At 37.2% G+C, this 17,038-nt stretch carries 12 protein-coding genes; 11 read left to right on the top strand and 1 reads right to left on the bottom strand.

Going from position 1 to position 17,038, the window contains the following annotated elements:
• Positions 1 to 11 precede the first annotated feature (11 nt).
• From DB729_RS07625 to DB729_RS07590, 8 genes are read left to right on the top strand one after another with little or no spacing between them, the layout of a single operon-like run.
• Entirely contained in the window at positions 12 to 311 is a 300-nt protein-coding gene (locus DB729_RS07625; RefSeq protein ID WP_109289486.1) for a hypothetical protein, read from the top strand.
• Entirely contained in the window at positions 301 to 789 is a 489-nt protein-coding gene (locus DB729_RS07620) for a hypothetical protein (protein ID WP_096406703.1), read from the top strand. Before DB729_RS07625 ends, DB729_RS07620 begins: the two co-directional genes overlap by 11 nt.
• Positions 789 to 2,666 carry a VirD4-like conjugal transfer protein, CD1115 family gene (locus tag DB729_RS07615; RefSeq protein ID WP_109289523.1) on the top strand — a complete coding sequence of 626 codons (1,878 nt, stop codon included), beginning with the start codon at positions 789 to 791 and terminating at the stop codon, positions 2,664 to 2,666. The genes DB729_RS07620 and DB729_RS07615 overlap by 1 nt, the downstream gene beginning before the upstream one ends.
• Positions 2,667 to 2,686: 20 nt before the next feature.
• The gene (locus DB729_RS07610) at positions 2,687 to 2,929 is read left to right on the top strand and encodes a hypothetical protein (protein ID WP_000627865.1); all 243 of its coding nucleotides are present in this window, start codon (positions 2,687 to 2,689) and stop codon (positions 2,927 to 2,929) included.
• A 16-nt stretch (positions 2,930 to 2,945) separates the two neighbouring features.
• Positions 2,946 to 3,800, top strand: coding sequence for a VirB6/TrbL-like conjugal transfer protein, CD1112 family (locus DB729_RS07605; RefSeq protein ID WP_109289487.1), 855 nt, complete (start codon positions 2,946 to 2,948; stop codon positions 3,798 to 3,800).
• A 53-nt stretch (positions 3,801 to 3,853) separates the two neighbouring features.
• Positions 3,854 to 4,213 carry a PrgI family protein gene (locus DB729_RS07600; RefSeq protein ID WP_109289488.1) on the top strand — a complete coding sequence of 120 codons (360 nt, stop codon included), beginning with the start codon at positions 3,854 to 3,856 and terminating at the stop codon, positions 4,211 to 4,213.
• Positions 4,164 to 6,521, top strand: a complete 2,358-nt coding sequence (locus DB729_RS07595) for a VirB4-like conjugal transfer ATPase, CD1110 family (protein ID WP_208637869.1) — start codon at positions 4,164 to 4,166, stop codon at positions 6,519 to 6,521. The genes DB729_RS07600 and DB729_RS07595 overlap by 50 nt, the downstream gene beginning before the upstream one ends.
• An 11-nt stretch (positions 6,522 to 6,532) precedes the next feature.
• Positions 6,533 to 9,346, top strand: a complete 2,814-nt coding sequence (locus DB729_RS07590) for a phage tail tip lysozyme (protein WP_109289489.1) — start codon at positions 6,533 to 6,535, stop codon at positions 9,344 to 9,346.
• 30 nt (positions 9,347 to 9,376) lie between these two features.
• Here DB729_RS07590 and DB729_RS09460 read toward each other — a convergent pair whose 3' ends face one another.
• Positions 9,377 to 9,565 (bottom strand): hypothetical protein, encoded by a 189-nt coding sequence (locus tag DB729_RS09460; RefSeq protein ID WP_071788347.1) that lies wholly within the window; start codon positions 9,563 to 9,565, stop codon positions 9,377 to 9,379.
• A gap of 18 nt (positions 9,566 to 9,583) precedes the next feature.
• Between DB729_RS09460 and DB729_RS07580 the strand changes: the two genes are divergently transcribed.
• The 3 genes from DB729_RS07580 (at position 9,584) to DB729_RS07570 (ending at position 16,976) form a co-directional block, all read left to right on the top strand.
• Complete coding sequence (locus tag DB729_RS07580) at positions 9,584 to 10,150, top strand: PBECR4 domain-containing protein (protein ID WP_109289525.1); 567 nt, start codon at positions 9,584 to 9,586, stop codon at positions 10,148 to 10,150.
• A 149-nt stretch (positions 10,151 to 10,299) separates the two neighbouring features.
• Positions 10,300 to 10,710 (top strand): thrombospondin type 3 repeat-containing protein, encoded by a 411-nt coding sequence (locus DB729_RS07575; protein ID WP_109289490.1) that lies wholly within the window; start codon positions 10,300 to 10,302, stop codon positions 10,708 to 10,710.
• 47 nt (positions 10,711 to 10,757) lie between these two features.
• Positions 10,758 to 16,976: a DEAD/DEAH box helicase family protein gene (locus DB729_RS07570; protein WP_208637868.1), complete on the top strand. Its 6,219-nt coding sequence runs from the start codon at positions 10,758 to 10,760 to the stop codon at positions 16,974 to 16,976.
• Positions 16,977 to 17,038: the final 62 nt, after the last annotated feature.

Below are 17,038 nucleotides of genomic sequence, written 5' to 3'. Positions count from 1 at the left end.
AGGAGTTAATCATGAAGGTAGTAAACTTGTATGATTTGAAACAAATGGGAAATAAAGGTAGTTGTACCATCCAATTGATTCATCACTTTCCTTTTGGTATGGGCTTAGGACATCTCAAAAAAGACTACATTGAATTTAAACGTGTTGGTATCTTTGATGGGAAGGCAGTAGAAGTCACTCTTCGAGAACCTTATTCGAGAGATTTACTGCAGGTTGTCAAGTCGATTAAGCAACATCAGAAATTGATAGCTTATCGCTATAAAGAAGGAAAACTGCTATTTGTGAAGAAGGAGGCCTCAGATGTCCTCTGAACAACAGGAACGAATGGCAGTTCAATATGCAGAGCGTAGTCTTTTATTTACTGTAAGAAGTCTCTTAAAGATTCTAGAATGGTCTAGACGTCAGGCTTTAGCACAGGATTCCGCCTATAAGATAGGGGTGCAGAAATTAGAAGAATTGCTACAATCTCCCTATGCGATTGATACGATTAATCTGAAGAAAGATTTCTTAGACAAACCAATTGATATAGAGAAATTTAAGTCTTTTTTAGAAAAAGAAGAGATTCCTTTAGCCATCGCTTGGCAAGGGGATTCTCTACATTTCTACACGAAAGACCGTTCGATTCTAGACAATCATTTAGACCATCTGTTAGAAAAAATGGTTAATGATCCGGAGAAATTAGCTGATTTTACCATGGATAAGTCATTAGACGATGCAATTGATGAGGCTAAATCCCAAATTACCTTTAGACAAGAAGGGGCCGTCAAACAGAAAGAGATGGTGAGATGATGTACAGTGGAAAGAAATTCCTACTATTCTCACTGTTAGGTATCTTACTAGGCTATGTCTTTCATCGTTTGACGCTTTTGTATGATTCCTATACTGGAAATACCTTAGATAAATGGACTCATCTTCTAATGGAAGGTCAAGATGAAGTTCTTCAGTCGCCATGGAATGTTCCCTTTACTGGAAAATCAAGTGCTTTTTTTCTACTAGGCTTTGTGATGATGTTGCTGGTTTATCTCTATTTAGAGACTGGTAAAAAACAATACCGAGAAGGGGTAGAATACGGGAGCGCTCGTTTTGGAACTCTAAAAGAAAAGAAGCTCTTTTACGGTAAGGAATTTTCTCATGATACAATCTTAGCACAAGATGTTCGTTTGACATTATTAGATAAAAAACCACCCCAATATGATAGAAATAAGAATATTGCGGTAATCGGAGGTTCAGGAAGTGGGAAGACATTTCGCTTTGTGAAACCCAATCTGATTCAGATGAATAGTTCTAATATTGTAGTGGATCCTAAAGATCACTTGGCCGAGAAAACAGGCAAACTCTTTTTAGAACATGGCTACCAAGTAAAGGTGTTAGATTTAGTCAATATGAAGAACTCAGATGGCTTCAATCCTTTTCGCTATATAGAGACAGAAAATGATTTGAATCGCATGCTGACGGTTTATTTCAATAACACCAAAGGCTCTGGATCCCGTAGTGATCCATTTTGGGATGAAGCTTCTATGACTTTGGTACGAGCTTTAGCCTCCTACTTGGTCGATTTCTATAATCCACCTAAAACAAGAGAACAGCTCATAGAAGAAAGTCGTTTAAGTCAAAAGGAATACCAAAACTTGTTGAAACGTCAAAAAAAAGAAGTGGAAGAGCGAAAAAAAAGAGGGCGTTATCCAAGTTTTGCTGAAATCTCAAAACTCATTAAACACTTATCCAAGGGTGAAAATCAAGAAAAAAGTGTCTTAGAAATTCTATTTGAAAATTATGCTAAAAAGTATGGGACTGAAAATTTTACCATGCGAAATTGGGCAGATTTCCAAAATTATAAGGATAAGACTCTGGATTCTGTTATAGCTGTAACCACTGCTAAATTTGCCCTCTTCAATATTCAAAGTGTCATGGATTTGACCAAAAGAGATACCCTTGATATGAAGACATGGGGCAAGGAAAAATCAATGGTTTACTTAGTTATCCCAGATAACGATAGTACCTTTCGCTTTCTTTCAGCCCTCTTTTTTTCAACCGTATTTCAAACCTTAACAAGACAAGCAGATATTGATTTTAAGGGTCAATTACCTCTTCATGTGAGAGTTTACTTAGATGAGTTCGCAAATATCGGAGAAATCCCAGATTTTGCTGAACAAACCTCAACAGTCCGTTCTCGGAATATGAGTCTCGTTCCTATTCTACAAAATATTGCCCAACTTCAAGGGCTCTATAAAGAAAAAGAAGCTTGGAAAACCATTTTGGGGAACTGTGATAGCTTAGTCTACTTAGGTGGGAATGATGAAGATACCTTTAAATTTATGAGTGGCTTACTCGGTAAACAAACCATTGATGTTCGAAATACTAGTCGTTCCTTTGGCCAGACAGGTTCAGGATCCCTTTCTCATCAAAAGATTGCTCGTGATTTAATGACACCCGATGAGGTCGGAAATATGAAAAGGCATGAATGCCTGGTTCGAATTGCCAATATGCCTGTCTTTAAAAGCAAAAAATACAATTCCACGAAGCATCCAAACTGGAAGTACCTAGCTAATCAAGAAACCGATGAACGGTGGTGGAACTATCAAATCAATCCTTTGAATCAAAGACAAGAAAACTATCTTGACGGCCTTAGAATTCGTGATTTAACTTTTGAATCTAGTTTAAAATAAAAATAGAAAAGAGGAAATAGATGATTACGCATTTTAAAGGTTTTGTTTATGGAGTAGACGCAAGTGCTATGTTTGCACAAGCTATGTCTTTGTTACAGAAGGGATTGATTGCAGTTGGTGCCTTTCTCGTTGTTGTGGGGATTGTCAACCTTGCAACCAACATTAAAGATGGTGGACCAGGTGTTCGAAATGCCATTCTTGAAATTGTCGGTGGTGTTATGGTCGGGGCTGCTGGAGCCTTTGTAACCCAGATTTCAATTTAGGAGGATAAACAATGACATGAATCTTAGTTTAGTCTCACCCTTTGTTTATCTTGCATCTGAAAAAATATCAGCTGAAAATTTATTTGAAGGATTTAATGTAGATTTACAATCTACGGTAGATCTGATTAAATCTCTATCTAGCTACAATCCAACAGTTTGGACTTATATGTCTAGTATCACCAAAAGTGTCATGCAGCCCCTTGGAGTTGCGATTTTATCAGTTGTCCTCATCTTAGAATTTTCGAAGATGGCAAAGAAAATTGCTAACTCTGGTGGAGCGATGACCTTTGAAGCATTAGCGCCGATGTTGATTAGTTATATTATGGTCGCAGTTGTAATTACCAATACTACCGTTATTGTAGAAGCTATCATCGGGATTGCGAGTCACGCCATTGAACAAGTGGCTTCGATTGTGGCTCACGGTGGGGCAAAGTATGATACCATCTCTGAATTAAAAGGGTCAGGATTTATTGGCCGTATGATTGTGGGATTTTTCGCCCTCCTTATCTGGCTTGTTCGGATAGTAAGTGCAGCCATGGTCAATCTTTTGGTATCCATTCGATTTATTCAACTCTACCTTATGATTCCATTTGCCCCTCTTACGATTCCAACATTTTTAAGCGATGAATGGAAGTCTATTGGTATTGGCTATTTAAAAAATATTATGGTTTATGCGGTACAAGGGGTTCTTATTTTTCTGATTGTTTCTCTTGTTCCTTTATTTGAATCTGCTGGGAAAATAGCTGTTTCAAATGGTGCAGGAGTCCTGCAATCTCTTGCGATTATGTTTGGTAGTTTGATACAAGCTATCTTACTGATTATTGCCCTCGTTGGTTCTCAACGTACGGCTCGCTCAATTTTAGGTATGTAATTAGATAAGGGCTAGGAAGTGATTGCTTCTTAGCCTTTTTAGAAAGGAAAGTCATGAATACACGTGTCTTTAAAGACATCTCAAAATACCAACACAGGGCTTGGTTAGGCTTCACTACAAGGCAAATCATCTTTGTCCTACCAGCCTTTATGGTCACAATTATTGTTTTGGGCTTGAATCTCTTTTTCTGGCAATTTGGAGATTGGTTTGTTTACGGTTTTGTATTTGCTTTTACCATCCCCCTCATGCTTTTTGGAGTCTATAAACCCAATGATTTATATTTTGAACATTATTTGAAATACCGTCTTCATTTTGAACTAACGGTTCCCCTACGCACAATTACAGGAAAGAAAGGACCTGAACATGAAAAGAAAATCAAATACATTAAAGAAACAAAAAACTTCAATGACTAATAAAAAGGAAGAAGTTAAAGGGAAAAAAGAGGAAGTGTTACCCTCTACGGCTAATACTCTTTCCTATCAAGCCCTGTATCAAAATGGTCTGATGCAGGTAAAAGAAGATTATTTTTCACAAAGCTATTTACTTGGTGATGTCAATTACCAGACCGTTGGTTTAGAAGATAAGGGGGCAATCATTGAGAAGTATTCTGATTTGATTAACTCCTTAGACGACCAAACCAACTTCCAATTGACTATCTTTAATAAAAGATTGAATTTAGAAAAGTTTAGACAAAGCGTTCTGTATGAGGAAAAGGAAGATGGGTATGATAGCTATCGTAAAGAATTGAATCGGATGATGAATCAGAATTTAGACAGTGGTGAAAATAACTTTTCAGCTGTGAAACTGATTAGCTTTGGTAGAAAGGATTCTAATCCCAAACAAGCCTATCGTTCTTTGTCTCAAATAGGAGAATATTTCAAGAGTGGTTTTTCAGAAATTGATGCTCGCTTTGAATCCTTGGCTGGAGAAGACCGTGTCAACTTGTTGGCCGATATGCTTAGAGGAGAACACCATCTTCCTTTTTCTTACCGTGATTTAACCAGATCTGGTCAGACAACTCGTCACTTCATAGCACCTAATCTCTTGGATTTTAAAAACAAGAATTACCTACAAATCAATGACCGCTTATTACAGATTGTCTATGTGAGAGACTACGGCATGGAATTAGGCGATCAGTTTATCCGAGACCTCATGCAAGGAGATTTGGAATTGATTGTGAGCCTCCATGCACAAAGTTCGACCAAGGCAGATGCCATGAAGAAACTACGAACAAAGAAGACCTTGATGGAATCCCAAAAGATTGGGGAACAACAAAAACTAGCTCGTACAGGTATCTATTTGGAAAAAGTAGGTCATGTATTAGAAAGTAATATTGATGAGGCTGAGGAACTCTTAAAAACTATGACAGAGACAGGAGATAAGCTATTTCAAACAGTCTTCTTGATTGGAGTTTTTGGTCAAGATGAAGAAGAACTCAAACAAGCCCTAGACACTATCCAACAAGTTGCCGGCTCAAATGACCTAATGATTGATAAACTTCCATATATGCAAGAAGCAGCCTTTAATAGTTTGCTGCCATTTGGTTGTGATTTTTTAGAGGGAGTATCACGGAGTTTATTAACGTCCAATATAGCAGTGAACTCTCCATGGACTTCAGTAGACTTACAAGACCGCAGTGGGAAATATTACGGTATCAATCAAATCTCAAGCAATATTATTACTATTGATCGCAGTCTATTAAATACACCGTCTGGTCTGATTTTAGGAACATCTGGAGCTGGGAAAGGGATGGCAACCAAGCATGAAATTATCACGACCAAAATCAAGGAATCTGGTGAAAATACTGAAATTATCATCGTGGATCCAGAAGCAGAATACAGTATCATTGGACGAGCTTTTGGTGGAGAAATGATTGATATTGCGCCCGATTCCCAAACTTATCTCAATGTCCTTGACTTGTCTGAGGAAAATATGGATGAAGATCCTGTAAAGGTAAAATCAGAATTTCTTTTATCCTTTATCGGCAAGTTATTGGATAGAAAAATGGATGGAAGAGAAAAATCGATTATCGACCGAGTTACCAGACTCACCTATCAGTCATTTAAAGAACCTTCTTTGGAAGAATGGGTCTTTGTCTTGAGTCAACAACCAGAAGAAGAAGCGCAGAATTTGTCACTTGATATGGAACTGTATGTTGAAGGTTCTCTTGATATTTTTTCTCATAAAACAAACATTCAGACAGGCTCCAATTTCTTAATCTATAATGTTAAAAAGTTAGGAGATGAGCTGAAACAAATCGCCCTTATGGTGATTTTTGATCAGATATGGAATCGTGTTGTTCGGAACCAAAAATTAGGGAAGAAGACCTGGATTTATTTTGATGAAATGCAGCTTCTCTTATTAGATAAATATGCCAGTGATTTCTTCTTTAAATTGTGGAGTCGTGTCAGAAAATATGGAGCCAGTCCGACTGGAATAACTCAAAATGTTGAAACCTTATTGTTAGATCCAAATGGTAGACGGATTATTGCAAATAGTGAATTTATGATTCTCCTCAAGCAAGCAAAGAATGACCGAGAAGAACTGGTTCAACTCTTAGGTTTGTCAAAAGAACTTGAAAAATACCTAGTCAATCCAGAAAAAGGAGCAGGACTGATAAAAGCTGGTTCAGTTGTCGTTCCCTTTAAAAATAAGATTCCTCAAGGTACTCAATTGTTTGATATCATGAGTACGGATCCTGATAAAATGGCTTCTAATTAAGGGGAAGGTAAATGAAGGATAAAAGAGAAATCATACGTGCCCGAAAGGCATTTAGAAGAAGTCTAAAAGATGAGAAGAAATTCTTGAAACAAGGAAAGAAGGAGGTGAGGAAACAGAGAAAAGATTCCGCTGTACTGGATGAAAAAGCATGGAAAAAAGAGATAAAAGAAAAGCTAGAGGGGATGAAAGAAGCTTCAAAGGCTAGAGTAAAACAAGCAAATGAAGACTACAATCACATCCTTCAAAATAGTCCTCCATCTCTTTTGAATCGTAAAGAATTAAGAGACAGACGGTTGCCTCATGCTAGGAAACGATTAAAAATAGCCAAGAAGCAATTTAGGGAAGCTAAGGTAGAAGCAAAAGAAGAAAGAAAAGAGAGTCGTAAAGAAAGAAAAACCAATCAAAAATTTCTCTACGGTCAGGAAACGAAAGCAAAATCCAATTTTTTCTTTCAAGGGAAGAGTTTAGAAGAATTAAAATCTAAGAAAGAAGTAAAGGACGCAAAAGAGAATCTAAAATCTACTAAACAAGCCTATAAGTCCAAAAAAGTCAGTAGGAAAGTCAAAACTTTTCTTTATGTCCTTGGACGTGAAGGTGGAGAGTTAGCTTCAGAAAATGAAGATTTAGAAGGCTATCGCACACTTCAAGAGACAATTAGAAAAGGGAAACGCTACAGTCGGCTTTCTTATAATCTTGGAAAAGCTAGTGTCAAAACAGGACAAGCAACAGGTCGTTTTACCAAGAAAAGACTGACCAACACAAAAGAGCGATACCATCATTTTAAGGATGGAAAAGGATGGAAACTAGCGAAAGATAACCCAAGTTCCTTTAAAAATCGGTATCGAAAATTAAAGAAACAAGGTCTTACAAGTGTCCGAAACATCTATCAAAAACTAAAAGCAGCCTTTTCCTTCTTTACATTTGCGGCTGGGAATCCTGCAACCTGGATAGTTGGAGGAATAGTCTTTCTTTTTTTACTTATGATGAGCTTCTTTTTAGGATTTTCATCTGCTAGTTTGATTCAACAAGATGAATTTGAATTAACAAAAGCTTATACCCATCTAACTTGGGAAGATGCAGAACATACTCGCACAAATGACAAAGGAATTACCTATTACACAAAAATTGATGATGTGATGGGCTATATGAACTTTAAATTCCATGACTATGAGTTACACAAACCAGTTCACTTATTTAGTTCAGAAACTTACAAGGATTATCTGTCTACTTTGTGGCATGATTTAAACGATGGGGATGATTTGAAATCCATGCAAGACCTCTATGAAACTCCTAAGTATAAACTATCGAAAGACGATCAAGAGGAAATGAAGGAACTAAAAGAAGAGGGTATGTATGCTTCCATGCAGGAATTGGACAATCCATTTGAAGGGAAAAGTAACGAAGATAGTTTAACCATGACTTATCGTTATGGATACTATGATTTAGACGGAAAACCTACTCTTCAGGAGTACATTCTACTAGAAGCTAAAGCTCACCAAGCAATTGTCGCACCAATGGATGGAGTTGTATCTCTAGATGGCGACAATGTTATTCTCACTAACGGAAAAGGAGAGAATGAGAGTCGCTTAACCTTATATTCCATTCATAATGGCCGTGCGATTGAGGGGACAAGAGTCCTAACGGGTGATGTTGTTGGTGAAACACCAGACGATACAGGTTTGAAAGTTTCCTATCAAAAATATAAGAACAAGAAAGAAAAATTGGTGTATGTCAATCCGCAATTTTATTTTCCAAAAGTCATTCAACTTCAGACCACTATCTTACCTGCCATTGGTCAGTTTGGTGGAGATGAGTTTGAACGAGCGAAACATATTTATGAGTTTTTGAAATCTCAAGGGGCAAGCCCCCAAGCCATTGCGGCCATTTTAGGAAATTGGTCGGTAGAGTCTTCTATCAATCCTAAACGAGCTGAAGGGGATTATTTATCTCCTCCTGTTGGCGCTACCGATTCCTCATGGGATGATGAAACCTGGTTAGCGATAGGAGGGCCAGCCATTTATAGTGGTGCTTATCCTAATATTCTTCATAGAGGTCTAGGTTTAGGTCAATGGACGGATACTGCAGATGGTTCAACACGTCATACAGCCTTATTGAATTATGCACATATCAAAAATAAGAAGTGGTATGATTTAGATCTCCAACTTGATTTTATGCTTCATGGGGATAGTCCTTACTATCAAAGTTGGTTAAAGGATTTCTTTGGAAATACGGGCAGTGCAGCCAATCTAGCCCAACTCTTCCTTACCTATTGGGAGGGAAATTCTGGTGACAAACTACTGGAAAGACAAACCAGAGCAACGGAATGGTATTACCAAATTGAAAAAGGCTTTAGCCAAACAAATGGAGGACAGGCAAAAAGTGACCCGCAATCCCTTGAAGGTGTTCGTGGAGACTTGTATGATCATTCTGTTCCTGGTGGTGGAGATGGTATGGCCTATGCCTATGGACAATGTACATGGGGTGTTGCGGCTCGTATGAACCAGTTAGGCTTAAAATTAAAAGGAAGTAATGGAGAGAAGATTTCAATCATTAATACCATGGGAAATGGTCAGGGCTGGGTTGCGACAGCTTCAAGTCTTGGTGGAGAAACGGGTTCCACACCAAAAGCAGGTGCTATTGTTTCTTTTGTAGGAGGTACACATGGCACACCAGCTATCTACGGTCATGTGGCTTTTGTAGAGAAGGTCTATGATGATGGTTCTTTCCTTGTGTCTGAAACTAACTATGGTGGCAATCCTAACTATACCTTTAGAAAAATCTCGCAAGCAGATAGCGCCATTAGTTTTGCCTATACTACGAAATAGAAGAGTTTACACTTGAAATTTTAGCTATTTTCAGGTAAAATAAATAGTGTAGATGAGTGGTCGGCTCATGGTCAATCTGATAGTAATCTTGGACATAAGGGCCAAGCGGTGGCGGACACCAGAACGAAATCCGATAGCAATCTTGGACGTAAGGGCCAAGCGGTGGCAGACACCAGAATAAACCGACTGACTAGGTGGCTTACAGACTCTGTAAACCACCTTTTTTGTGAGGAAAATATGGCAAATTCTAGAGATTATCGTAATCCAAATTACACCGAAAAAATAAAACTTCAGCGTTTTTTTACTCAGTTACAAATTGCGGCTTCTTTTTTTAAAGAGCACTTCGTTGGCAAAATCATGTATTATGAAACTGAAATAGAAAGTGTTGAACTTCATTTTTCACCTACTAATTTCATGCACCTATGTGGTGTTGATTACCGAAAAGGTGCAGGCAGTTTCTTTGACGATTGTTTAAATAGACATGTCATAATTGATGAGTTGAAGATAAAAAAAGATGGAACCACAATGCAAAAGTTACAAGTTTTAGGATTCATTGAGGAGTTATTGGGAAAGCATGTTCATCTAACTGGTTCAGGACGTTATTTGTATTTGGAGTTTGATTATGCTCTACGTACAAGAAAACAGATACTAGCATTAACATTGAAAGAAACATCAAGGAAAATTGTTCCTCAATCTTTATTAGATTTGAAGAGAAAGACAGTATTTCCAAAAGGTCAAAAAGTAATTTCAATTTACTCAAAACATTTACAAACGTCGGAACTTTTTTATTATTCAAAAGATTAGTTTACATATCTTTTGTGGCATAAAATATATTTTTATCATTTTCAGGAGAACGCAGTTTTGGCTCGTTCTCTTTTTGTTGTGATACTTCTTTCAAGGAATATTTGGTAGGATTGGAGTGAAAAAAGATTAACTAGGAAAGAAGGAAGTATATGGAAGCCATTTATCAACGTGATTCTGATCAAGATGGACTGACTGATGCTCAAGAATTTGCGCTAGGAACCAATCCTCTTAGCGCAGATTCTGATGGTGATGGTCGTTCAGATTTAGTGGAAGTAGAAGAAGGAACCAATCCCTTAGAAAAGGATTTACAAAACATAGATCAAATAAGTATAACTGAACCGTCTTCAGTATTTATGGAAATGAAACAAAAGATTTCAGATATGATGGAGAGTCACTACAAGGAATTTATACAGGCTATGATTAGTATTGAAACAGGGATTGAAAACCAACAAGACCTAGAAGACTTATATACTTACTACATGAGAACAGATGCCGTTTCTCTTTTGTCTAGTGATTTAGAAACCAGTCCTCAAGAGGTGGAAATGGAGATAGAGTTGTAGGGGAATCATGTGATTCTCCTATTTTCGTATAGATGAAAGGAGCGAGTATGGAAGTAATGCAATTATTGGCTATGTTTCGTGGAACAATTCCAAAAGATAGGGAGAAAATGGACCTATTTCTTCGTTATCAAGCGCAACATTTTGATGAGAAATGGCAGGACTTGGTAGAGAGTTTTTTGGCTGAAGAGGGCAAGATAGAAGAGATACCTTATGTGTATTCGTTTCATCAAGATATTATTTCTTTCCTAGAGGCCAGTTCTGAAAATAATGACCAAGATTTAGAAAGTTACACAAGAAATTTTGGACAAGCAGGTCTGAGTAAATTATCTCAATTAAGTAATTTTGAGAAAAACTTGGTGCTAGAAGTCGCAACCTATAACCTTTCCACTCGATTTTACATCCAATCTGAAAAAGAGAAGTTAGAACCATTAAGTGAGCTTGTATGTCATCAGAATCAGGATGTCAATTTAGTCAATGTCTATCGGGTTGCGAATAATCTATCTGACCGCATTAGTAGAGATATAGAGGAGTTTCTTCTAATGGTTGATTCCAAAGAACTAAAAAAAGAGGTTCTTGAGATTCATTTTGAAGAAAAAGAGGGAGATGTTCTAGCCTATTTAGGTTCAGAATTGATGGCTACTTTAGATACCGTTACGGATCTTGTCCATCATGAAGGAAACTACACACAACTCCCACTGACACAAAAACTGAAGATAATTACTCATTTTGATGAAGTAAAAGCTAAAAGCGAAAAGTCTAATCAAGTAGAGGAAGTTTTATCTCCTTCAAGTGATATTGAAAAGGGAACGGAAGAAACTAACTCCTTTTCTAATGTCGATAAAATTGTAGAAGAAGCTTTGAGGGAATATCCAATCGGTTCTCAAGTAAGTTATAAAGGACAAGTATTTCAGTTGGTTTCGATTGAAAATGCACAGTTAAATGACTTAGTTCGCCTAGAGCTATTCAATGATTCCGACCAGTTATTTGAAGAGAATCCTATCTTATACTTGAACAGTTTGGAAGAGATTGAACAAGTATTGTCTCATGTAGAACTTGAAAAAGAAGATTCAGAGATTGAGATTGATTCATCAAGTGAAAGTCAGGAAATAGATTTGTTTTCCTATCTGGAAGAAGAAAATGAAAATGAAAAGGATAAGGAAACAAAACCTTTAATTTCAAGTATAGAAGAGAAGGATGTCCCCGTTCAAGATTTTGATTTTCCAGATGATTTAGAGGACTTTTATCCTAAGACAAATCGAGAAAAAATTGAAACGAATATAGCCGCAATTGAACTTGTTAAAAGATTAGAAAAAGAGAAACGACAAGCGAATCCAGAAGAACAAGAACTACTAGCCAAGTATGTCGGCTGGGGTGGTCTTGCCAATGAATTTTTCGATGAACTCAATCCAAAGTATGAAACAGAACGTTTAACTCTTAGGAGCTTAGTAAGTAAATCAGAATACTCCACTATGAAACAAAGTTCTCTCACAGCCTATTATACAGACCCAATGATTATTCGCCAGATTTGGCAAAAGTTACTGGATGATGGTTTTGAGGGAGGAAGGATATTAGATCCTTCTATGGGGACTGGGAACTTCTTTGCGGCGATGCCTAGAAGTATACGAGATAAATCAGAACTCTATGGGGTTGAATTAGACAGTGTGACTGGCGCAATCGCAAAACAACTCCATCCAAATGTCCATATTGAAGTTCGAGGATTTGAAGAAGTTCCCTATCAAAATAATAGTTTTGATTTAGTCTTAACGAATGTTCCTTTTGGAAATTTTCGCATTGCCGATAAAAACTATGATAAACCTTATATGATTCATGATTACTTTGTCAAACACTCACTTGATTTAGTAAGAGACGGAGGACAAGTATCGATTATCTCATCTATCGGGACAATGGATAAGCGAACAGATAATGTCTTACAAGAGATTAAAACCAACACTCATTTTTTAGGGGGAGTTCGTTTGCCGGATACGGCTTTTAAAAAGATTGCAGGTACTCGAGTGACTACAGATCTCCTCTTCTTTCAAAAGGATCAAACAAAGAATCTTAATGAAGAGGAGCTTGTCTTTAGTGGCTCTATTCCCTTTGAGGAGGATAAACGTGCCTGGATCAATCCTTATTTTGATGGGAAATACAATACACAAGTTTTGGGTGAATATGAGGTACGTAATTTTAAAGGAGGAACCCTCAATGTTCAGGGGGTATCAGAAAGATTAGCTACTGACATTATGGAAGCATTAGAGAATGTGGAAGCACCTAAACAAATTGACAATTCTTTGAAAGCACCTGTTTTTATCCAAGAAGAAGTGGATAATTCTATTCCAAGTCGTATACGTGAGAACTTAGCGCTCTATTCTTTTGGATATGAGGGAAATCAAATTTATTACCGAGATACGCATGGCGTTCGGAAAAGTTCAAAAGTAGACGAAATTAGTTATTATGTAGATGAGAAGGGAGATTTTAAAGCTTGGGACAGTTCTTTGTCTGAACATAAAATAGACCGATTCGTGCAACTTCATTTGACAGATGAGAAAGCACTAGATGTTTACAACTCAGAAGAAGCGAGTAAAAGAGGGAAATATAAGGGACTGTTCAAAAAAACTGTCTTTTATGAAAGTCCCTTATCGGATAAGGATATTAGTCGCATTAAGGGCATGGTTGATTTGAGAGAGACTTATCAATCCTTAATTGAAATTCAACGTCATCAAGATTATAGTCGGACAGATTTTCAGGCGTTGCTTAGTAAATTGAATCGTGACTATGACCGTTTTGTAAGTCAATTTGGATACTTGAATGCCTCAGTCAATCGGAACTTATTTGATAGTGACGATAAGTATTCTTTACTAGCAAGTTTAGAAGATGAATACATTGATTCTAAAGATCAGAAAGTAAAATATAAAAAATCTTTAGCCTTTGAGAAAGCATTGGTTAGGCCAGAGAGAGTGATTGCAAGAGTTTCAACGGCTCTAGATGCCTTAAACTCTAGTTTATCGGATGGTAGAGGGGTTGATTTAGACTATATGGTTTCAATTTATCCCGAACATAGCCAAGCTGCTATTTTAGATGAGTTAGGAGACCAGATTTTAATGGATCCAGAAAGTTATTTAAGAGGAGAAAGAAAATATCTTTCTAAGAACCAGTTTTTATCAGGAGACATTCTCAACAAGATAGAAGTAGTTCAACTATTAGTGGAGGAAAACAACCAAGAATATGATTGGAACCATGCTTTAGATTTGTTAGAATCTGTTCGCCCTCCACGGATTCATCTGGCAGATATTGAGTTTAAAATAGGGTCACGTTGGATTCCTCAATCCGTTTATGGTAAATTTGCCTTTGAATGTTTTACCAATCGTGAATTTGAATTGTCTTCGCCTGATGTTGAACAAGTCATTGAAGTGAATCCTGTCGATGGGCAGGTTCATTTAAGGACATCATTTGCTTATCGATATCCAAGTGCCAAAGATAGTAGTCTTGGAGTTAGTGGGTCACGTTATGATACAGGAAGAAAGATTTTTGAGAATTTACTTAATTCGAACCAACCGACGATTACTATGACTGTTACGGAAGGAGAAAAGAAAAAGACCATCACAGATTTGGAAAAAACCTCTGTTCTAAGAGCAAAAGAGCAGCATTTACAAGAGCTCTTTCAAGAATTTGTCTCACGGTATCCAGAAGTCCAACAAGTCATTGAGGAAAGCTATAATCGTCTTTATAATCGAACGGTTAGTCGAGAGTATGACGGTAGCCATCTAGTCATTGATGGCTTGGCACAAAACATCAGTCTTCGTCCTCACCAAGAGAATGCCATTCAAAGAATCGTAGAAGAAAAAAGAGCTTTATTAGCTCATGAGGTAGGTTCAGGAAAGACCCTGACCATGCTTGGTGCTGGGTTTAAATTAAAGGAGTTAGGGATGGTTCATAAGCCCTTGTATGTAGTGCCCTCTAGTTTGTCTGCTCAATTTGGTCAAGAAATCATGAAATTTTTCCCCACAAAAAAGGTCTTTGTGACCACTAAGAAAGATTTTGTGAAGGCGAGAAGAAAACAATTTGTGTCACGTATTATTACAGGAGATTACGATGCCATTGTCATTGGGGATTCTCAATTTGAAAAAATCCCTGTCAGTAAGGAAAGACAGATGAATTATATCGAGGATAAACTCAATGAACTACGAGAGATTAAAACACATTCTGAAAATAAGTATACCGTTAAAGAAGCAGAGCAATCAATAAGTGGTCTAGAGAAACAATTGGAAGAACTCCAACGTTTCAATCGTGATAGTTTTATTGATTTTGAGAACTTAGGAATTGATTTTCTCTTTGTGGATGAAGCACATCACTTTAAAAATATTCGTCCAATTACTGGACTTGGAAATGTAGCAGGGATTACCAATACAACCTCTAAGAAGAACGTGGATATGGAAATGAAGGTTCGACAGATTCAGGAAGAACATGATTTTAAAAATATTGTCTTTGCGACAGGAACACCTGTTTCCAATTCTATTAGTGAGTTGTATACTATGATGAACTACATTCAACCGGATATCTTAAAACGCTATCAAGTTGATTATTTTGACTCTTGGGTAGGTGCTTTTGGAGAAATTCAAAACTCTATGGAATTAGCTCCTACAGGAGATAAGTACCAACCTAAGAAACGATTTAAAAAGTTTGTCAATCTACCTGAGTTGATGAAAATCTATAAAGAAACAGCCGACATTCAAACACAAGATATGTTGGATTTACCTGTTCCAGAAGCTCATATTATCCCTATTGAGAGTGAGTTAACTGAAAACCAGAAACTCTATTTAGAAGCATTAGTTATGAGGTCAGATGCTGTCAAATGTGGAACAGTTGATCCAAGCCAGGATAACATGTTAAAAATTACGGGTGAGGCACGAAAATTAGCTATTGATATGCGTTTATTGGACTCTAGTTATAGTCTAGCAGACAATCATAAACTGCTTCAGGTAGTGGATAATGTTGAGAGAATTTATCGTGAAGGAATGGGAAATAAGGCTACTCAGATGATTTTTTCAGATATTGGCACACCTAAGAAAAAGGACAATGGCTTTGATGTTTATTCTGAGATTAAGGCATTATTAGTTGATAGAGGAATCCCTAGTAAAGAAATTGCCTTTGTACATGATGCCAATAGTGATGAAAAGAAGAATAGTTTGTCTCGAAAGGTCAATGCAGGAGAGGTGCGGATTCTCCTTGCTTCAACTGAAAAAGGAGGAACAGGTTTAAATGTTCAGAGCAAGATGAAAGCAGTTCATCACCTGGATGTACCGTGGAGACCAAGTGACATTCAGCAACGCAATGGACGTATTATCCGACAGGGAAATGAAAACAAGGAAGTGGATATTTACCACTACATTACAAAAGGTTCATTTGATAATTATCTATGGGCAACTCAGGAGAACAAACTCCGTTATATTAAGCAGATTATGACTTCTAAGGAGCCGATTCGTGCTGCAGAAGACATTGATGAACAGACTATGACAGCTTCTGATTTTAAGGCACTAGCAACAGGTAATCCTTATCTCAAACATAAGATGGAATTGGAGAATGATCTAACCCTATTAGAAAACCAAAGACGCGCCTTTCAACGCAGCAAGGATCACTATCGTCATACAATCTCTTACTGTGAAGAAAATATGCCCATTCTTGAAAAACGATTAAGTAAGTATGAAGGCGACATTCAACAGTCTGAAATGTCGAAAGATCAGGCATTTTCTATGACAGTAGGTAAGCAGGCTTTTGAGCAACGAGCTGAAGCAGGGGAATCCCTACACCGTCTTATTCGTCATAATCAAGCTGACAGCAAAGAATTTCGTACCCTAGCCAGTTATCGAGGATTTGACATTAAAATGCTTAGTCTTCCAATAAATCAACCTCTTCCTGAAACCTTCTCTGTTAAGATTGTAGGAGAAAATCAGTATTCTGTCAGTTTAGATTTGTATTCTCCTTTGGGGACAATTCAAAGGCTTCAGCATACGATTGATCACATTAAAGATGACCAAGTGAAAACTCAGAACTTATTGGATGAATTAAAGGATAAATGGACTACTGCTAGAGTAGAAATTGAGAAAAATTTTCCAAAGGAAGAGGATTATCAAACTAAAAAGGCCGAATACGATGTACTTGCGCCATTGATTGAAACAGAAACGGATTTAGATATTATTGATCAGGCCTTAAGACAATTCCATGAAAAAGGAAAAGAAAAGCAAGAACAACTTTCTTTTGAATTAGATTAAAAAATAGATACAAATAGCGGACAAGAAAAGAAAAGCGCGGTAGAATAAAGATAGAAAAAAGC

The organism is Streptococcus halitosis (assembly GCF_003143695.2).
GTDB lineage: Bacteria > Bacillota > Bacilli > Lactobacillales > Streptococcaceae > Streptococcus > Streptococcus halitosis.
Note: the sequence above shows the minus strand (reverse complement) of the source record. Positions and strands in the feature narration are given on the sequence as shown.